We start from the raw sequence: 19,114 nt of genomic DNA on the forward strand, positions 1-19,114 counted from the left end.
GTTCAGCGTGGATCAGGAGGGGGCAGGGATGCAAGCGTGCGCGCGTCTGGTGCGGAAAACCAGGAGGCCGGCGCCTCCACCCGACGTTTGCACATCGGGAATCGAGCACCAGACCGGCTGAATTTTCTGGATTTTCCCGCCGCCCTGTCGACAGCGCGGTCCTAGAACAGCTCCCCGATGCGCCGCAGGAAGCCGCCGCTCGAGAAGAGCGCGCGCATGCCCCGCTTGAACCAGCTGTACGACGCCGCCGTGTAGGGGAACCAGGTCGGGTCCTTCGACCCCAGCGCGATGCGGTCCGCGTTGATGTGCTTGACGTCGCACATCTGCCGGAGCCCGTCCTCGCCCATCACCCGGCCGAAGCCGCTCTGCTTGACGCCGCCGAACGGCGCGTCGGGGAGGGCGCCGTTCATGAGCACGTCGTTCACCAGCACGCTGCCGGCCTGCAGGCGCTCGGCGAGCCGGCGGGCGTGATCGGTGTCCTCCGAGAAGACATAGGCGTTGAGGCCGAGGTGCGACTCGTTCGCGAGGCGGATCGCCTCCTCCTCGGTCGCGACCTGCATGAACGGCACGACCGGCCCGAAGATCTCCTCGGTCATCACCGTCATCGCATGATCGCAGCCGGCGAGGACCGTCGGCTCGAAGAACTGGCCCTGCCCCGGCGCGCGCTTGCCGCCGGCCTTCACCGTCGCCCCCTTGTCGACAGCGTCCTTGATGTGCCGCTCGGCGACGTCGATCTGCGGCGGGAAGATGATCGCCCCCACGTCGACGAACTCCTTGCCCGGATCACCCTGGTTCAGCCCCTTCGTGATCTCGACGGTGCGCTCGAGCAGGCGATCGTGGATCTCGCGGTGCGCATAGACCCGCTCCACCGCGACGCACACCTGCCCCGCGTTCGCGAAGCCGCCGAAGACGATCGCCTGCGCCGTGCGCTCGATGTCCGCGTCCGCGCAGGCGATGAGCGGCGCCTTGCCGCCGAGCTCCATCACGCACGGGATGAGGCGCTCGCCGCAGGCGGCGGCGACCTTCCTCCCGGTGCCGACGCTGCCGGTGAACAGGAGCATCTGGATGCCGCTGTCGATGAGCGCCGCGCCGGTCGGCCCGTAGCCGGTGACGACCTGGAACAGATCCTCGGGCATGCCCGCGCCGTCCCAGATCTCCTTCTGCTTGAGCGCGATGAGCGGCGTCACCTCGCTCGGCTTGAGCACGGCGGCGTTGCCGGCGACGATCGCCGCGAGCACGTCGCGCAGCGCGAGCTGGAACGGGAAGTTCCACGGCGAGATCACGCCGACCACGCCGCGAGGGACGTAGTGGACCCAGCTGCGCCGGTGCTTGAAGAGGTGGAGCTTGATCTCGTGCGGCTCGAGCGCCTTCGGGGCGACCTGCGCGAAGTACGTCGCCATGTCGGCCGCGACCAGGACCTCGTGCAGCAGCGCCTCGTGGCGCGGCTTGCCGCACTCGCGCGAGAGCAGATCGACGATCTCGTCCGTGCGATCGACGAGGGCGTCGCGGAAGCGAAGGACGCGCTGGCAGCGCTCCTCCACGGGCAGCGCGCCCCACGCCTCCTGCGCGCGCCGCGCCCGGGCGACCGCGGCACGCACCTCCTCGGCGCTGGTGTTCGGAGCCTCTCCAAGGAGCTCCCCGGTCGCGGGCGCGTAGCTGCGGATCGCCGCGCCCCCGTGCCCGTTCATGCCAGGACCGCTGCCGTTGCCCCCGATCGGGCGCTCGCTCACCACCTGACCCATGTTCGATCCCTCCGCCTGTCGAGCCCGCGTCGCTTGCCGGATCGCCTCCGTGGCTCGCTGCTCGACGCCGGGACCCTACCCTTCCCGAGAAGGTACAGCAAATGAGCATTTGCGCTGTTTCCCGATGAATCCCGACGATTCTCCGCATGATCGCGGTCGATCCGGCCCACTGACATCCGCTGTTGCGCTGCGGACAAATGGTGAGCACACCCTGGTTGCGCCAGGGGGGACCGGCGCTGCAGGCCGCGCCGGTGTGCCCGGGTGAGCCTGGTCGGCGTCTCGGGCGGACTCTCGGCATGACGTCGGCGAGTGGAGCCGCTATAGGCGGACCCCGACATGTTGGAACAACGAGAACTCGATCTCATCGCGGCAGTCGAGCATCCGGATCCGCACCACGTGCTCGGCGCGCACGAAGACGAGGACGACCTGGTGGTCCGCGTCTTTCGGCCGGACGCCACCGAGATCGCGGTGGTCCCGGGCGACCCCAGGCTCCGGAGGCAGCCGATGGAGCGCGTCCACCCCGCGGGCCTCTTCGAGGCGCGCTTCCCCGGCGTGTCCTACCCCGCGGACGGACGCTTCCCGTACCAGCTCGAGCTGCGCTTCGCGGACGGCAACTCCTCGGTGGAGCTCGACCCGTACGCGATGCCGCCGACGCTCGGGGAGATCGACCGCCACCTCCTGGCCGAGGGGCGGCACTGGGAGCTCTACCGGGTCCTCGGCGCGCACGTGCGCGAGGTGGACGGGGTCTCCGGGACGTCGTTCGCGGTCTGGGCCCCGAACGCGCGGCGGGTGAGCGTCCTCGGCGACTTCAACCACTGGGACGGCCGCCGCCACGCGATGCGCCGGATGGGCGAGGGCTTCTGGGAGATCTTCATCCCGGGCCTCGGCGAGGGCGCGCTCTACAAGTACGAGATCAAGACGCCGGAGGGGCACATCACGGTGAAGACCGATCCCGTCGCCCAGGCGATGGAGCTCCGGCCGGCCACCGCCTCGCGGGTCTACACGAGCCGCTACGCGTTCCAGGACGGCGACTGGATGCAGGAGCGCGGCAAGATCGACTCCCGCAAGAAGCCGCTCACGATCTACGAGGTCCACGCCGGCTCGTGGCGGCGCGTGCCGGGCGAGGGCCCGCCGTACGAGGGCGGGATGCGCTGGATGACGTACCGCGAGCTCGCCGACCACCTCGTCGAGTACGTGGCCGAGCTCGGCTTCACGCACATCGAGCTCATGCCGGTCATGGAGCACCCCTTCGACGGGTCGTGGGGTTACCAGGTGGCGGGCTACTTCGCCCCGACCAGCCGCTTCGGCGATCCCGACGACCTCCGCTACTTCATCGACCGCTGCCACCAGCGGGGGATCGGCGTGATCCTCGACTGGACCCCCGCGCACTTCCCCAAGGACGCGTGGGCGCTCGGGCGGTTCGACGGCACGGCGCTCTACGAGCACCTCGACCCGCGCCTCGGCGAGCACCGCGAGTGGAACACGTACATCTTCAACTACGGCCGCCACGAGGTGCGGAACTTCCTTGTGGCCAACGCGCTCTACTGGCTCGACGAGTTCCACATCGACGGCCTGCGGGTCGACGCGGTCGCCTCGATGCTCTACCTCGACTACGCCGCGCAGGGCGGCGACTGGGTGCCGAACCGGTATGGCGGCCGCGAGAACATCGAGGCCATCGACTTCATCCGGGAGCTGTCGAACCGGGTGCACGAGCGCTGTCCGGGCGCGATCCTCTGCGCGGAGGAGTCCACCGCCTGGCCGTCGGTGACCCACGCGACGTACGTCGGCGGGCTCGGCTTCGACTTCAAGTGGAACATGGGGTGGATGCACGACACGCTCGACTTCTTCAAGCACGAGCCCATCCACCGCGCCTTCCACTACCACCAGCTCACGTTCGGGCTGATCTATGCCTTCTCCGAGAAGTTCCTCCTGCCGCTGAGCCACGACGAGGTCGTGCACCTCAAGCGGGCGCTGCTCTCGAAGATGCCCGGCGACTACTGGCAGATGCTGGCGAACCTGCGCGCGCTCTACGGCTACATGTGGGCGCACCCGGGCAAGAAGCTGCTCTTCATGGGCGGTGAGATCGGCCAGTTCGCCGAGTGGAGCGAGAAGACGGAGCTCGACTGGGGCCTGCTCTCGGTGCCCGAGCACGCGGGGCTCAAGCGGCTCGTGACGGAGCTCAACGCGCTCTACAAGAAGTATCCGGCGATGTACGAGCTCGACGACGAGCACCACGGCTTCCGGTGGATCGACTGCACGGACCACATGCAGACCGTGATCTCGTTCATCCGCTACGGCGACGGCGCGGGAGATCAGATGTCGCCCTCGGGCACGCACGTCGTGTTCATCGGCAATTTCACGCCGGTCCCGCGCCATCACTACCGGATCGGCGTCCCGCGGCGCGGCGCCTACCTGGAGGTGCTCAACACCGATGCGGTCCAGTACGGCGGCAGCGGCGTGGGCAACCTGGGTCGCGTCGAGGTCGAGGACGTCCCGAGCCACGGGTTCCCGCAATCCATCGTGCTCTCGCTCCCGCCGCTGGGGGTGCTCTGGCTCGTCCCCGAGCAGGACGCGCCGGGCTGAGGCCTCGTCCGGCGCGCTGGTAACCAGGTCCCCAGGGGCGCCTTCGCTCGTCGGGGCGAGCGCGCGCCGCGCGGGGCGCGCGCGGCGGGTTACTGGGCCTGGGCCTCGTCGGCCGGCGCTGCCTCGCCTCGCCGCGAGCGCCTCGGCAGCCACATGTCCACCGTCGAGACGACCGCCATGGCGCCGAGCGACAGCAGCATCGCCACGCCGGAGATGGGCATCAGCGCCGCGGCGCCGGGCGCGCTCCGGATGAGCCATGGCGCCGCGATGTGCAGCCCGCTCGTGACGACGGCCGCCGCGACGCCCGCGGTGTGGAGCCACGACGGCAGGCGCGCGAGCAGCCAGAGGTGCGCGAGGATCAGCACGTAGACCGGCACCGAGAAGAGGTGGAAATGCGTCACCTCGAGCAGCTTCCGCTCGGAGATCTGCTCGACGAGGACGCGCGGCGCCTCCGGCGTTCCGGGGAGCTCGAGCTCCGGGCCCAGATCGAGCGCGGGCCCCTCGGCCGCCGCGGGCGCCTGGGTCGGGGCAGGCGGCGGCGTGGCGACCGCCGCGCCCGCGTAGTACGCGGCGGCCCCCGCGTCCTGCACCATCGCCCCGTAGAGGCGCCACGACACGAGCAGCCCGAGGACCGACGCGAGCGCGAACGCCGAGTAGAGGAGCTTCGCGCCGAGCGAGAGCGACCTCAGCCGACCGGCTGAAGCTGTGAAATCCCTCACAGTCCGCCGCGCTTCAGCGCGAGCTGGAGGACGAGCGCGTCGCGCTTGACGCCGAGGGCCACGGAGCGGGACGAGATGGATGCGCCCGACACGATGTCGATGTCCTTGCCCGCGGTGATCGGGTCGCCCGCCGTCTTGCCGCGGAACTGGGCGCGGAACCGATCGCCGCGGACCTCGTCGCCGTACGCCTCGCGGTACTCGAGGATCTCGATGCGCTCCACCGCGCCGGCCGTCGAGAACTGCACGGCGAAGTCGATCGGCTCGTGCATCCCCTTCTCTTCGTCCTTGATCGCGTAGCCGTCGATCTTGCCGTCGGACTCCGCGACGTACACCACCCACTCGCGCTTGACCGGCGCCCCCAGCTTCTTGCCGAGCTCCTGCGCCTCCGCGTCGCCGAGGACGACCTTGCGATAACCGACCTTCTTCGAGCTCGCGAAGAAGCTCTTCAGGACAGCAGGGACCGTCCAGTACGTCGCGCCGTGGGCGGGCAGCGCCGCCAGGATGAACGTGAGCGCCGCTGCTGCAGCGAAGTGGGCGGCGCGGAGGTCACGAGAAGGACGCATCAAAGCTCCGACGAAGCTGTCATTCGTGAAAGTCAAAGTCAACGGCGTTTGGGGCGCGGATTTGCGGCGCGGGCGTCAGTTGCGTCAGTTGCGTCAGTCGCGCACCCGTACGTCCAGGTAGCGCTCGGCGTTCAGCGCCCATGCTTCCGGGCTGCGGCCGGCCTCGACGTGCGCCACCGCGTCGGCCGCGATCGCGGCGCAGTGATCGAGGTTGCAGTGCAGGAAGAGCGCCTGCCGCCCGAAGGGGACCACGCCGAGCGCGGCGGCGCGGCGCATCGCGGCCCGCCAGTCCCGCAGCCAGCCGCGCCGGTAGAGCGGGTACACGCGGGGCACGAAGCGCTGTCGGGCCTCGAGCGGCGCCACCCCGCGCGGGGCGATGCCCGCGCGCACGAGCTGGTCGAGCAGCGCCTCGAGCGGCGGGCCCGAGGCGAAGTCGCGCCCGCTCCCCCAGGCCCCCTCGGGGATCTCGACGCACAGCACCGTCTCGCCCGGGCGGCGGAGATCGGGCGCGTAGTTCTGCAGCTCGGAGACGCGGCCGAACCAGAAGCGCGGGTCGGGGCAGTAGTACGTCTCCGGGGCGCCGAGCCGCGCGCGCGGGTACGCCAGGTAGACCAGGTAGAGCCCGCGGTGCTCGAGCGGCGCGTCGGGCACGAGATCCGCGAGATCGCCGGCGAACAGGATCGGCGCCGCGCCGGCGCGCGCGCCCGCCCCGGCCAGGCCGAGGGCGGTCCCGCACTCGGCCTCGACGCCGGCCTCCGCGAGGCGCGCCTCGAGGTACGTGATGAGCGACGAGATGCCCGCCGGCGGGTAGATGAACCGCGCGAGATCCGCCGAGGCGCCGCCGCGGCCGCGGGCGAGCCCCTTGAACAGCGCGAGCGGGCTCGTCGTGCTGATCCGCTTCTTCGCGACGGTCTGGGAGAGCTCGGACGGCGGGAGGCCCCAGACCTTCTCGGCATAGGGCCGGTAGAACGACGCGTAGGCCGCCGCGCCGACGCGGTCGCGCACGAACCGCTCGAAGCCGACGTCCTCGCCGGCGAGGGCGCGGTCGTGCTCCCAGCGGGCGAAGGCCGCGCGGCGGCCGCGCTGCGCCACGAACCCGAGGCCCATGGCGGCGCCGGCGCGGAGGCCGAGCGCGCGGAGCATCGAGGGCGCGCTCGGCGGGTAGGGGACGTGGCGCTCGCCGAGCACGAGCACCCCGCGGCGCGGGCGGGAGAGGAACGGGGAGCGCGCGTGCACCTCGCGGAAGAGCGGCTGCTCGAGGGCGGCCGGGTGGAGCCGGTGCGAGCCGAGATCGCACGGCAGGCCGCGGAACGTCTCGGCGCCCGCGAGCCCGCCGGCCCGCGCCGCACGCTCGAGGAGGCGCACGCGCCGGCCGGCCCGCGCGAGCAGCAGCGCGGCGTAGAGGCCGGAGATGCCGGCGCCGACCACGAGGCGCTCGGGCCCGGCGTCGTCTGGACGGAGTGACATGGTGTGCCCGCGTCCGGCGCGCTCAGTACATGAAGCCGAGGCCCAAATTGAGCTGCGTCTGGTCGAACCCGAGGGTGCGGTCGCGCAGCTGGTAGTCGGCCTTCACGACGACCCCCTGGGTCGGCCGGTACGAGGCGCCGAGCGTGAGCTCGCGGACGCCGTACGAGGCGTTGGCCTTGTAGCCCTCGGGCACCGCGGACTGCGTGTCGTACGCCTCGACGCGCGCGAACGGCAGGAGCTCGTGGCCCACGCCGAGCGGGCGGAGCACGTCGAACGCGGCCTCGACATAGCCGCCGCGGATCCGGGTGGCCACGGGGCTCGTGGGATCGATGAAGTTCGGTGCGCCGCTCTCGTTGAACGAGACCATCAGGGCGCGCGCCTCGGGCAGGTGCCACTCGGCGAACAGGACCCGCGTCTCCAGGCCGCTCCTGCGCCAGCGCGCGTCGAGCGACCAGCCGAGGACCGGGATCGACAGATCCACCGGGGTGCCATCGCGAAGGAAGAATTTGCCCTCGCCGTTCGGGCCGGCGTCGCTCGCGTACACCGACGCGCCCGCGACGACCCCGAGCAGCGGCTCGGCCTCGACGCGCGCGACCGCCGCCCATGCGTTGGCGCGGGCGAGCCCGCCGTTCTGCCGCCCGCCGGCGAGGCCGCCCGCGCGGAAGCCGAGCGGATCGAGGCCGGTCATGGCGTAGGCCTCGAAGCGCAGCCAGTCGAGCGGCTGCCCGAACGCGCCGATCCCGATCTCGCGCCACGTCGAGGGGATGACGAGGGTGTCGACCTTGGGCCTGACCACGCCGTGGAACACCGGCGGCTCGTGCCACTGGTTGATGATCCCGATCGGGACGAGCACGAGGCCCGCGCGCAGCCCGAGGGCGCGGCCTGCCGCGTTCCACTCGATGTAGGCCTGCTCCAGCTCCGCGGCGCCCGGGCAGCTCGCGCAGGAGATCGAGTGTTCCACCTCGAGCTCGACGTAGGACCGGATGTCGGCCGTGAACTCGTGCGCCACGAAGAGCACGAGCCGGGGGATGTCGGCGACCCACGCGCGCTCGCCCTCGCGGCCGGTCGTCGTGCCGCGGACATGCACCTCGCCGTAGCCGCCGACGGAGGTGCTGCTGGCGCTCGCCCCGGCGCTGCGGAACCGCTGCTCGGTCAGGCCGCGGACGAGCTCGTGCTCGGGCGCCTCTCCGGCGCCGAGGCCGACGGCGGGCTTCCGGGGCTCCGGCGGCGGCGCGGCGTGCTCGGGCGCCAGGTCGAGGACCGGGCCTTCCGGCGCGGGCTGCGCGGCGGGGGCGGGCGCAGGCTGCATGGTGGGCGCAGGCTCCCCCGCAGGCGCAGGCTGCGTGGCGGGCGCGGGCTGCGTGGCGGGCGCGGGCTGCGCGGCGGCGGCGAAGGGCAGCAGCGCGCCGAGGACGGCGCCCGCGGAGCGAGGCCACAGGGACGTGATCGCTTTCATGACGAGGACCGGGAGCCCGGGGGGGCGGGAGTCTTCGCGCCCTTGAAAACGGAGGTCAACCTCGTTTTCAGCGAGGGGGCGCGCCGTGGGGCGCGCGCGAGAGCGCGCCGCCTGCCGGAGGTCCGGCGGGCAGCGCCTCGAGCAGGGCGAGGTCGCTCCAGAGCGCGTCGACGTAGCGCGAGCGCGGGCGCGCGAAGCGGAGCGCGATCACGTAACCGCGATCAGCGAGCGCGTCGCGCGCCTCCTGCGACAGCGCCTCGCTGGTGATGAGCGCGCCGCCAGGCCCGGCCTGCTCGACGCCGCGGACGAGCGCGGCGTCGTCGCGGACGCGCACGGGCAGCCGGCCCGGCGCGCCCTCCTGGATCATCCGGTCGAGGTCGCGCGTGAGCACCGGGCGCGGCGGCGCGGCATCGTCGCGGAGGAAGCGCACGATCGCGGCCGCCGGCGAGGGCGCCTCGTGCTGGCGAGCGAGCGAGATCGCGTCGGCGAGCCATTGCGCCGCGAGGGCCGCGACGAGGGCGAAGGGCGCGGTCGCGCGGAGCGCGCGGTGGCGCGGAGCGCCCTCCGCCACGGGGCGCGCCGCCGAGAGGGCCGCTGCGCCGGCGGCGATGGCGACGAGGAGGAGCGGGACGAGCGGGAGCCAGTGCCGCGGCTTGTAGGCGATGTTTTGCCCGAGGAGCGCCCAGAGGAAGTAAGCGAACGCGGCGGCCCAGAGCTCGGGCTGCTCGCGCAGCGCGCGCGCGGCCCGCTCTCGCGACGCGACCTGGAGCGCGCCCGCGGCGAGGAGCGCGATCAGGAGCGGCGCGCCGAGCCAGCGCGCCGCCGGCGCGTCGGGCCACGCTCCGCCGAGCCCGTTGGACCAGATCCCCCAGATCACGCCGCGGAGGCGATCGAGCGGCGACGAGACGGTGATCGCCGTCCCTCCCCAGCGGGTGAAGTGCCCGAGCCCCTGGACCCACGTCGTCGCGACGAGGTCGCGCGGCGTCGCGATCAGCACGAGCGGCACGAGCCACGCGAGCGCGCCGGCCGCGAGGTCGCGGCCGCGCGCGAGCCACGCGAGGCGGCCGCCCTCGCCGCGGGCGATGACGGCGAGGCAGGCGAGCGCGAACGGGAAGTAGGAGAGCCGCACGCCGAGCCCGACGCCGAGCAGCACGAGCGCCCAGGTGCGCGTGCGCGCCGCCGCGGCGGCGGCATCCAGCGGCGCGGCCGGAGCGGCCGCCTGCGCGCCGCGGGGGCGCCGCGCGCGGGCGCACAGCCAGAGCGCCGCGGTCACCACCGCGGTGCCGGCCATGTCGCTGAGGAGCTTCTCGGACGACAGCCAGAGGAACGGCGACGCGAGCGCGAGGACCCCGGCGAACACCGCGGCGCGCCGCCCGGCGACGTCGCGCGCGAGCAGGGCGGTGAACGCGACGGCGGCCGCGCCGGACGCGGCGCTGACGAGGGCGAGCGCCGCGCGCGGCGTCGCGCCGAGCAGCGCGAGCCCCTTCGCCGCCGCGACGAACACGGGGTAGTACGGCGCGTGCGGGCGGAGCGCCGCCACGTCGAACCGCTCCACGCCGAGCGCGAACCGGAGCGCGTCGATGTCCTCGTCGTGATCGATGCGGAAGAGCAGGCGCGAGGCGAGCGCGGCGGCGGTGAGCGCGGCGAGGGCGAGGAGATCGCGCCGCTCTTCCCTCACGAGCCCGAGCCGGATCCCGAGCCGGGCGCGTGCGTCGGCGCGCCGCAGTCCGGCTGATCCACGCTGGCCGTCCCGGCGCTCGTGGTGGCGCCCGAGCCGGACCCCGAGCCGGGGAGCGGCGCCGCCGGCGTGTCGCACTGATCGAACAGCTCCTCGCCCGCGTAGTCGAGGCACGCGGTCGCGAGCGACGCGACGACGAACGTGGCGCCCGCCACGACGAACACGGTGCGAAACGATGCCCAGGAGCCCAAGCCAGCCACGCAAGCACCGTGCCGCTGACCCAAATGACTGTCAAGCGCGCGTGTCCCCCCAGGTTGCGCCTGCGCGGCGGGCGGAGCGTCGCTCGTTTTTTGCTCGTTCCGGCGCCGCGCGCGTAGGGTCGCGCGCATGGAGTGGCTCGAGTCGATGCACCGCATCCGCGCGCTCAAGCTGGAGCTCGCGCGGATGGATCCACGGCGGGGAATGCCGATCGCACCGCCGGCCGGGGCTCCCGAGGAGGCGATCGCCGGCGTCGAGCGGCGCCTCGGGATGGCGCTGCCGCCGAGCTATCGGGAGCTGCTCTCGCGGCACGACGGCTGGCCGCAGCTGTTCGCCGGCGCCAGCCTGCTCGGGGTGCGCGCGCTCGCGCGCGGCTCGTACATGGACGTCGGGCGGATGGTGCTCGAGCACTGCGAGGGCGAGGAGGTGCGCGGCGCGGGCGAGCGCGGCGGCGGGTCGGCGACCGTGCGCGGCCGCTATGGTACCCGGAGCGCGCTCGTCCCGTTCGGCATCGACGCGGCGGCCGAGACGGTCTTCGCGTGGGATCCCGAGGCGAGGACGCCCGACGGAGAGCTCGAGATCATCCTCTGGACGAACGACGTCGGGCTGCGCCTGTCGGGCTTCCCGGAGCTCCTCGACATGGTGAAGGACATGCTCGCCGCGGAGCTCGACGATCGCCGGATGCGCGCCGCCGCGCAGGTCGCGCAGATCGAGCCCGCCGCGCTCGCGCGCGGCGCGGTCGCGTCGAGGAGCCGCGTGCGCGCGGTGGCGGTGCCGCTCACACCTGCACCTCGCCCGTTCATGCGGAGCGCGCTCACGGGCTGAGCGAGCCTCGCCTCCCGAGCCTGGCCCCTGCGATGCCCGCGTAAGGCTGCGTCCAGGGGACAGGGCGCGCGCTCGTGCGCGCTCGTGTGCGCTCGTTACAGGCCGCACTCTTTGCGCGCCTCGCCCGCGGGCTCCGATGAAGACGAGCCGGTTGTTTCCGCGCGCAGCGTGGGACGTGGTGTACTAGGCGGACCATGACGGATGCCCACCAGCAGCAGCGCTACCGGGTCATCGAGCGGCTAGCTTCGGGCGGCATGGCCGAGGTCTTCCTGGCGGAGAGCGCCGGGATCGAGGGGTTCAAGAAGCAGGTCGCGATTAAGCGCGTGCTCCCGCACCTCAGCGAGAAGAAGCGCTTCATCGCGATGTTCCTCGACGAAGCGCGGCTGTCGGCGCACCTCTCCCACTCCAACGTCGCGCAGGTGTTCGACATCGGCGTCGGCGACAACGCGTACTTCATCGTGATGGAGTACGTGGACGGCGCCGACCTGAAGGCGGTCCTCGAGTCGATGCGCAAGGCCGGCCGCACCCTCCCGGTCGAGTCCGCCGTGTTCATCACCGCGAAGCTCTGCGAGGGGCTCACGTACGCCCACGAGCTCAAGGCGGCCGACGGGCATCCGCTCAAGATCGTCCACCGGGACATGTCGCCTCCGAACGTGCTCATCACGAAGTACGGCGAGGTGAAGATCGTCGACTTCGGCCTCGCCAAGGCGACGAGCCAGCTCGAGAAGAGCGAGGCCGGGATCATCAAGGGCAAGTTCAGCTACCTCTCGCCCGAGGCCGCGCAGGGCCAGGAGGTCGATCACCGCACCGACATCTTCGCGCTCGGCGCGATCCTCTGGGAGATGCTCTCCGGGAAGCGGCTCTTCCTCGGCGACACCGACTACCAGACGGTGAAGCTCGTGCAGCAGGCGCAGATCCCGCCGCTCTCCGAGAGCAACAAGGCGGTCCCCCCCGAGCTCGATCGCATCATCGCCCGCTCGCTGGCCCGCGATCCCGGGGAGCGTTATGACTCGGCGCGCGAGCTCGGCCGGGATCTCACGACCTTCCTGTACAGGTTCGGCAGGCCCGTCAGCGCCTACGACATCGCCGAGCACGTCCGCAGCGCCATGGCGCTCCGGAAGCGGGCTCCCACGTCGGACAAGGCGTCGTTCATCGACCGGCTCATCGAGGAGACGCTGCTCGAGTTCACGTCGCTCCCGGACGACAAGGCGGCGCCGAGCACCACGCGCCTGAACGAGCCGCTCAAGATCTCGGCCTTCGAGGACATCGGCAAGTGGGCCGACGAGATCAAGCTCTCGGCGCCGGGGGACAAGCTCTCGGCGCCGGGGGAGGACGTCATGCGGCGGTCCCTCGCCACCGTGTCGGTCGAGGAGGGCAACCTCGCCGCGCTCGAGGAGACGGGGTTCGGCCTTCCGCTCGCCCCTTCCTCCGGCGTCCCCTCCTCCAGGCCAGCGGGTGCGCTGCTCGCGCCACCTGTGCCGGCGCATCCGCCGCTCGAGAGGCGAGCCGTGCCGACGCTGGCCTCCCCGCAGCCCGTACCCGAGATGCAGCGCCCTGCGCCGCCCACGCCGGCGCCTGTCGCGCCGCTCGTCCCGGCCGCGCCGCGCGACCTGGAGCCGGAGCTGGCCCCTCCAGCCAGGACCGGGGGCGACGCGGTGAAGGCCGTGCTGCTCGTCGCCGCGCTCGCCGCCCTCGCCGCAGGCGCGTGGTTCGGCGGCCTGATCCCGCACTGACCCGCCGGAGGGGGCGTGCTCCTTGCGGCGCCCACGGCCGGGCCATGGGTGCGCTGCGTGCTGCGCGGCGGCGAGGTGCCCAGCGCGCGAGCGCTCGGCGCATGTCAGCGCGCGTCAACACGCCGCCCTTGCGAGGCGCGCCGCACCGTGATCGGTGTCGTGGCGCGCTCTCTCGCCGGATGCGTTACTCGGTCCCCTCCGCCTCGTCGTCCTCCTCGTCGTCCTGCTCCTCGAGCTGCCTCTCGAGCTTCTCGATCTCCTCGTCCTCCGAGTCGTCCTGGGCAGGAGCGGCGCGCCCTTCCTGGAGCGCCTTCTGACGCGCCTTCTCCGCGGCGGCGCGGGCCTGGGCCACCTTCTGCAGGATCGCCGGCTTGGGCGCCATCATCAGCGTCATCGTGCGCTGCTCCATCATGGGGCGCACCTCGACGTTCGCGATCTCCTCGCAGTGCTGGACGATCCAGTCGAGCTGCTCCTGCGCCTTCTCCGGGTGGGTGATCTCGCGGCCGCGGAAGCGCACCGTGAACTTCACCTTGTGGCCTGCGCCGAGGAACCGGTGAGCAGCCCTGGTCTTGAACTCGAGATCGTGGTCGTCCGTCTTGGGACGGAGCTTGATCTCCTTGATCTCCACCACACTCTGCTTGCGCTTCGCCTCGCGGGCCTTCTTCTTCTCGTCGTACTTGTACTTGCCGAAGTCGAGGATCTTGCAGACCGGGGGATCCGCCTTCGGGTTGACCTCGACGAGGTCGAGCCCCTTCTCCTGTGCTCGGCGCAGCGCCTCGTGGGTCTGCATGATGCCGAGCATCTCGCCATCATCACCGATGACGCGGATCTCCGGGACGCGGATGCGCTGGTTGATGCGGATCTGCGGCCCCCGCTGGGCCTGCCGAGGGTCGAAGCGTCTCATCGCCATGTGATATTTCGCTGCCTCCTTGTGTTCTGTGCTCTTGAAAGCGACGGGCCGCCGCTTCGCGACCGAGCCCGGTCGTGGCGTCCATCACGACGACAATGTCGCCTGACTCTGCGCCGCAGGCAACGGCAGCAAGCAGGAGGAGCGCTGCGGCGCATCGGCGCTCCGGGCCATGGCGCGCCGGGCTCGACGGAAGTGGGGAAGGGACTGCCGGGCGAGAGAGGCCGGCCGGAGCGGCAGGTCACGAACCCGATGCGCTCACGGCGAGCCGGGAGAGCTTCCGCGCTGCGGCTCGCCGGTCGGCGAGCGCCGCGAGCGGCATCGCCCCGAGGGCCTCGTCGAGGTCGCGCGACCGGAGGGCGGCCGCGGCGTTCGCCGAAGGGCCATCCGGAGCGCTCGCCCGGACCAGCCCGATCCGGGCCGAGTCGTCGCAGTGGAAGGGGGGGTGAAGATCGACGAGGCGCCCGTTGACGTGGGCGCCGAGGATGGGGCGGTTCCTGGCGATGTCGTCGGCGAGAGCCTTGCGCACCGAGGTGCGGGCCGCCGGGGCGGCCAGGGCTGTCTGATCGAGGGCCATGAAACCTCGCAGGCTAGGTCTCCTGCTGATTTGTAGGCGCGGCCGGTTTCGAACCGGCGACCCCTACCGTGTCAAGGTAGTGCTCTACCACTGAGCTACGCGCCTATGTCCCGCCCGCTCGGCCAGAGGCCGACGAAACGGAGAGCGCCTCCTATCAAGGGGGGGGATGTCCGTCAAGCGATATGTTTTGTGGGGTCGCTTTTCTCGTGGCGGCCTGGTGCATGGCGACTGGTTCCTGGTGAAGGCTCCGGCGGCGGCCGTCCTCGCCCCGCCGCCTCGGTCGAGCGGCCGGTTCGCCGGACCGTCGATGCCGTCGATGAGTCGACGAGGCCCGTCGGCAGCCACAGGCCGGGCGCGGCAGGCTTCCACGACGCGCTCGACGCGCTCGACGCGCCGGGCGAGCGACCGTCGGCAGCCGCCGGCAGCCGCGCGCGGCGGAGACTCATTGCGCGGTAGGAGCGTGAATTCTCGGAGTTACGTCCGGACACTGACGAACACCGACGATCGCGATCGCCGCGCTACTCCAGGCCGTCCGCTGCGCGGAGGCCGATCGCGCTCGCGCTTGACCTCGCGTGCGGCTCGGGCGACGAACGATGGGATGGCAGGGCCTGACGGTCTAGGCTCGCCGCCGGATCCGGCGGCGGTGATCGCACATGTCGAGGTGGCCGCGGGGAGCGCGCTGTTCGCCGCGCACGCGGCCGTGCCCGGCAATCTGCCGATCGAGCGCGCCGGGTGCGCCACCGAGGCGATCCGCGGCGCCGCCGCGCGCACGCGCGCCGGGCAGCGCGCGAGCGTCGTGCTGGGCGCCCACGAGCTGGTCGGGGCGCTCGCCGCGCTCGGCGAGGCGGCGGCGGTGCGGACGCCGGTCACCGTGCACGTCATCGAGCGGCGCGGCGGGCTCGCCGTCGGGCGCGACGAGCTCGCCCCTGCGCTCGACGTCGGCGCGGGGGTGCTCGTGACCTGGAGCAGCCAGGAGGCGGCCGACATGACGCTCGTCGCGCGGCGCGCCGCCGAGGACAGCGAGACGCCGTTCCTGCACCTCGTCGACGCGCTGCCGTCGGACGTGTCGGCCCTCGGCGGGGCGCGCGAGCTCGCGGCGCGCTTCCTCGGCTCCGAGCGGAGCGCGCCGACCTTCACCGACGCGGCGCCGGGCGAGAGCGACGGCGACGGGGGGCCTCGCCCGCAGGGCCGCGGCGTCGTCCGGAAGCGGGCCGAGCGGGGCTTCTGCGCGCGCGTTCCGTTCGCGCTCGCCAGCGCGATGCGGGAGCTCTGCGAGCTGACCGGCAGGCCGCTCGGCGCGATCGAGCGCGTCGACACCGCGGACGCGGAGGAGATCCTGGTCGTCGTGGGCTGCGCGTTCCCGGCGGCCCGCGAGGTCGTGCGCAGCCTGCGGGCGCAGGGCCGCCGCGTCGGCCTCGTGGGCCTACGCGCGCTCCGCCCGTTCTTCGGCGCCGACGTGGTGAAGACGCTCGGGCGGGCCAGGGCCATCGTGGTCCTGGAGCCGCTCGACGTGCCGCTCGCGCCGTACGGGCCCGTCGCCGCCGGGGTGAAGGCGGCGTTCGCGGACGCGCTCACCTGGGCCCCGGGCTTCCCCAGCGTCGGGCGCATCCCGCCGATCCTCTCCGCGACGTTCGCGACGATCGACGGCACCATCACCGAGCGCGACGTGCGCCTCTCGCTCGCGGAGATCGCGAGCGGGGAGCGCGCTCGCCGGCACATCGTGTTCGGCAGCGACGGCTGACGCCGCGCGGCGGCGGAAGAGCGGCAGGGGACGCAAGCGCGGAAAGGGCCGCCAGGCTGCATTCCCCGGACGCCCGGGTGAGCCTGCCCGCCTAGCTCCTTGCGCGACCCCTGGATCCTGGGTATGGAGGCGGGCCCCGGGGGGTTGGGACAGGCCCGCAATTTGCGGGCGAGCCCGTCGGGGCCCGGAGACACGCGTCACCTTGGCAAGCTCAAACTGGTTCCAGCCGAACGCCGCCCCCGGGCGAGCGGGCAACGCGCCCGCGACGCCGGTCGAAGGTCAATCGCCGCCGTCCGGAGGGCAGGAGGCGCCGCCTTCTTCGCCGTTCGGCGGAGGGGCCTTCCAGTTCCTCATCCTGGCGCTGCCGCTGCTGCTCATCTTCGTGATGACGCGGAGCCAGAGCAAGAAGCAGAAGCAGATCGAGTCGAGCCTGAAGGCGGGCGACCGGGTCGTCACGCAGTCCGGGCTCCTCGGCAGGATCATCGACATCAGCCCGAACTCCCCCAGGGTCAAGCTGGAGATCGCCCCCGGCGTGAACGTGCAGGTCCTGAAGAGCGCGATCCAGGGCCCCGATCCGGGCGAGGTCGCGGCGGCTGACGCCAAGGTCGCCGACGCGGCGAAGGAAAAGAAGTCGTAGGCCGGCGCTCGGCCCAACAGGAAGCTTTTTTACCGCCCCCGCGGCGCGACACTCCATGCTCCTAAACATCTTCCAGTACGGGTTCGCCGGCGTCGCCGGCCTGTGCCTCCTCGGCGCGTGGCTCAGCCGAGCGAAGCGCAGCGTCTTCGCCTGGGCGGCGCTCTCCGCCGGCGCCGCCGCGATCGCGGCCCACTACCACGTGTTCTGGGCCCTCGCGACGTTCGGCCTGATGGTGCCGTGGGCGCTGCTCTGCGCCGGGCCGTGGATCGATTTCGCGTGGCGGGCAAAGACGGGCTTCGTGCTGTTCCTGGCGCTCGGCTCGGCGCTCGCCATCTACCCGACCTACCACGACGAGCGGTACGGCCGCCCCGTCCACACCGGCCTCTCGTCGGAGGAGGTCGCGGAGCAGGAGACCCAGGCGAGGGCCGGCGAGCTCGGGTTCAGCCGCTTCCTGACGTCGAACATCCCGTTCCGCCTGGTGCGCGGGCTCGATCTGAAGGGCGGCCTCCGCCTCGTCTACACGGTCGACGTCGACGAGGCGATCAGCGACAAGCGCGATCGGTACTACGACGACCTGCGCGCGGCGCTCGCGAAGTCGTTCGGGTTCCACGAGGGCGACAAGCCGCCGACGATCGAGGAGATGCAGAAGCTCCAGACGAAGCTCCGCATCGAGAAGTCCCGCGAGCAGGCGGACACGATCGTGATCACGTTCAACGACCCGGCGGACTCCGAGAAGATCAACGACGAGTTCCTGGCGAAGTTCCTGCACGAGCTGCAGCTCCAGCGCTCGGCGGATCGCCGCGTCGCGAAGTTCCGGATCCGCGACGAGGTCTCGAGCCACATCCGTGAGCGGGCGGTGACGCAGGCCAAGGAGACGGTGCTCCGCCGCGTCGACGGGCTCGGCCTCAAGGAGGCGAGCGTCTCCACGCGCGACGAGGACGTCATCATCGAGGTCCCCGGCGACGACGAGAGCGCGTTCACCACGATCCGCGAGATCATCAGCCAGACCGCGCGGCTCGAGTTCAAGATGGTCGACGACGACCAGGACTTCTTCGAGCCGATCGCGAGGAGCGCCAAGGAGGAGGACCTCCCGAAGGGGCTGACGTTCTCGATCGAGAACGCGCCGGTCGGCCCCGGGAAGACGAAGCCGGTCCACTTCGCCCGGATGGTGCGCGCCGAGCACGAGGAGATGCGCGACACGCTGAAGCGGCTGCGCGAGTGGGTCGGGACCCTCCAGGTCCCGGCGGACAACGAGGTCGGCTTCGGCAAGCTGTACGAGTTCAACGAGGAGAAGGACGCCATCGAGGAGATCGGCTGGCGGACGTACTTCCTCTTCAGCAAGGCCGAGATCACCGGTGACATGGTGCGCGACGCGCAGGCGCTCCCGGATCAGAGCGACGGCGGCCTCGGCGGCTGGTACGTGTCGATGGACTTCACCCCGACCGGCGCCGACCGGTTCGAGGACATCACCGGCAGGAACGTCAAGCGGCGGTTCGCCATCATCCTCGACGAGAAGGTCGAGAGCGCGCCGGTCATCCAGACCAAGATCGGCGGCGGCCGCGCGCAGATCACGATGGGCTCGCAGAACCCCGATCAGCAGCTCCAGGACGCGCGCAAGCTCGAGCTGGTGCTCCGGTCGGGCGCGCTGCCGGCCCCGATCTCCCCCTCGAACGAGCAGCGCATCGGCCCGTCGCTGGGCAAGGACGCGATCCAGCAGAGCATGAAGGGGGCCATCGCGAGCGGCGTGCTCGTCGTCGTGTTCATGGTGGTGATCTACAGCCGTGCCGGGCTCATCGCGGACGTCGCCGTCATCTTCAACCTCATCCTGCAGGTCGCCGTCCTCGCGATGTTCGGGGCGTCGATGACGCTGCCCGGCATCGCCGGCCTGGTGCTCACCATGGGCATCGCGGTCGACGCCAACGTGTTGATCAACGAGCGCATCCGGGAGGAGCTGAGGAACGGCAAGAGCCCGCGCGCCGCGGTCGACATCGGTTACGACAAGGCGTTCAGCGCCATCCTCGACGGCCACGTGACCACGCTGATCTCGGGGCTCATCCTCGCGCAGTACGGCACCGGCCCCATCAAGGGCTTCGCGATCACGCTGATCGTCGGCATCGCGATCAGCCTGTTCACCGGGGTCGTCTGCACCCGCCTGATGTTCGACTGGGCGGTCCGCGGCCGAAAGATCAAGACGCTCTCGCTCGGCTGAGAACGAGGGCGCGCGAGCC

The 19,114-nt window shown here is 72.1% G+C and carries 15 protein-coding genes and 1 tRNA gene; 6 read left to right on the forward strand and 10 right to left on the reverse strand.

What is annotated here, in order from left to right:
* Positions 1-161 precede the first annotated feature (161 nt).
* A complete protein-coding gene (locus ACSRUE_RS25670) occupies positions 162-1,742 on the reverse strand; it encodes an aldehyde dehydrogenase family protein (protein WP_441285891.1) in 1,581 nt (526 codons plus the stop codon).
* 336 nt (positions 1,743-2,078) lie between these two features.
* On the opposite strand from ACSRUE_RS25670, the gene glgB reads away from it, so the two are divergent.
* Positions 2,079-4,325: a 1,4-alpha-glucan branching protein GlgB gene (gene glgB, locus ACSRUE_RS25675; RefSeq protein WP_441285892.1), complete on the forward strand. Its 2,247-nt coding sequence runs from the start codon at positions 2,079-2,081 to the stop codon at positions 4,323-4,325.
* An 89-nt stretch (positions 4,326-4,414) separates the two neighbouring features.
* On the opposite strand, the gene ACSRUE_RS25680 is transcribed toward glgB, so the two are convergent.
* The 6 genes from ACSRUE_RS25680 to ACSRUE_RS25705 all read right to left on the reverse strand — a co-directional run bounded on the left by ACSRUE_RS25680 (position 4,415) and on the right by ACSRUE_RS25705 (position 10,432).
* On the reverse strand, positions 4,415-5,044 hold the full coding sequence (locus ACSRUE_RS25680; RefSeq protein WP_441285893.1) for a hypothetical protein: 630 nt from the start codon (positions 5,042-5,044) through the stop codon (positions 4,415-4,417).
* Positions 5,041-5,607: an FMN-binding protein gene (locus tag ACSRUE_RS25685; protein ID WP_441285894.1), complete on the reverse strand. Its 567-nt coding sequence runs from the start codon at positions 5,605-5,607 to the stop codon at positions 5,041-5,043. The genes ACSRUE_RS25680 and ACSRUE_RS25685 overlap by 4 nt, the downstream gene beginning before the upstream one ends.
* Positions 5,608-5,700: 93 nt before the next feature.
* Complete coding sequence (locus tag ACSRUE_RS25690; protein WP_441285895.1) at positions 5,701-7,074, reverse strand: NAD(P)-binding protein; 1,374 nt, start codon at positions 7,072-7,074, stop codon at positions 5,701-5,703.
* A 22-nt stretch (positions 7,075-7,096) separates the two neighbouring features.
* Positions 7,097-8,530, reverse strand: a complete 1,434-nt coding sequence (locus ACSRUE_RS25695; RefSeq protein ID WP_441285896.1) for a hypothetical protein — start codon at positions 8,528-8,530, stop codon at positions 7,097-7,099.
* A 67-nt stretch (positions 8,531-8,597) separates the two neighbouring features.
* On the reverse strand, positions 8,598-10,208 hold the full coding sequence (locus ACSRUE_RS25700) for a hypothetical protein (RefSeq protein ID WP_441285897.1): 1,611 nt from the start codon (positions 10,206-10,208) through the stop codon (positions 8,598-8,600).
* Positions 10,205-10,432 carry a hypothetical protein gene (locus ACSRUE_RS25705; protein WP_441285898.1) on the reverse strand — a complete coding sequence of 76 codons (228 nt, stop codon included), beginning with the start codon at positions 10,430-10,432 and terminating at the stop codon, positions 10,205-10,207. Before ACSRUE_RS25705 ends, ACSRUE_RS25700 begins: the two co-directional genes overlap by 4 nt.
* Before the next feature lie 163 nt (positions 10,433-10,595).
* Between ACSRUE_RS25705 and ACSRUE_RS25710 the strand changes: the two genes are divergently transcribed.
* Together ACSRUE_RS25710 and ACSRUE_RS25715 are read left to right on the forward strand one after the other, a co-directional pair.
* Positions 10,596-11,291 carry an SMI1/KNR4 family protein gene (locus ACSRUE_RS25710; RefSeq protein ID WP_441285899.1) on the forward strand — a complete coding sequence of 232 codons (696 nt, stop codon included), beginning with the start codon at positions 10,596-10,598 and terminating at the stop codon, positions 11,289-11,291.
* A gap of 194 nt (positions 11,292-11,485) precedes the next feature.
* Positions 11,486-13,024, forward strand: coding sequence for a serine/threonine protein kinase (locus ACSRUE_RS25715; RefSeq protein ID WP_441285900.1), 1,539 nt, complete (start codon positions 11,486-11,488; stop codon positions 13,022-13,024).
* A gap of 184 nt (positions 13,025-13,208) precedes the next feature.
* Here the strand turns inward: ACSRUE_RS25715 and infC are convergent, their stop codons facing one another.
* The 3 genes from infC to ACSRUE_RS25730 form a co-directional block, all read right to left on the reverse strand.
* Entirely contained in the window at positions 13,209-13,934 is a 726-nt protein-coding gene (gene infC, locus ACSRUE_RS25720; protein WP_441285901.1) for a translation initiation factor IF-3, read from the reverse strand.
* Between the two features lie 238 nt (positions 13,935-14,172).
* On the reverse strand, positions 14,173-14,508 hold the full coding sequence (locus tag ACSRUE_RS25725) for a hypothetical protein (RefSeq protein WP_441285902.1): 336 nt from the start codon (positions 14,506-14,508) through the stop codon (positions 14,173-14,175).
* Between the two features lie 33 nt (positions 14,509-14,541).
* Positions 14,542-14,613, reverse strand: a tRNA-Val gene (locus ACSRUE_RS25730).
* A 493-nt stretch (positions 14,614-15,106) separates the two neighbouring features.
* On the opposite strand from ACSRUE_RS25730, the gene ACSRUE_RS25735 reads away from it, so the two are divergent.
* The 3 genes from ACSRUE_RS25735 (at position 15,107) to secD (ending at position 19,095) form a co-directional block, all read left to right on the forward strand.
* Positions 15,107-16,249, forward strand: coding sequence for a transketolase (locus tag ACSRUE_RS25735; RefSeq protein WP_441285903.1), 1,143 nt, complete (start codon positions 15,107-15,109; stop codon positions 16,247-16,249).
* A gap of 202 nt (positions 16,250-16,451) precedes the next feature.
* Entirely contained in the window at positions 16,452-16,886 is a 435-nt protein-coding gene (yajC, locus tag ACSRUE_RS25740) for a preprotein translocase subunit YajC (RefSeq protein WP_441285904.1), read from the forward strand.
* A gap of 55 nt (positions 16,887-16,941) precedes the next feature.
* Positions 16,942-19,095, forward strand: coding sequence for a protein translocase subunit SecD (gene secD / locus ACSRUE_RS25745; protein WP_441285905.1), 2,154 nt, complete (start codon positions 16,942-16,944; stop codon positions 19,093-19,095).
* Positions 19,096-19,114 lie beyond the last annotated feature (19 nt).

Origin of the sequence: Sorangium sp. KYC3313 (assembly GCF_052075895.1) — a bacterium.
Taxonomy (GTDB): domain Bacteria; phylum Myxococcota_A; class Polyangia; order Polyangiales; family Polyangiaceae; genus Sorangium; species Sorangium cellulosum_B.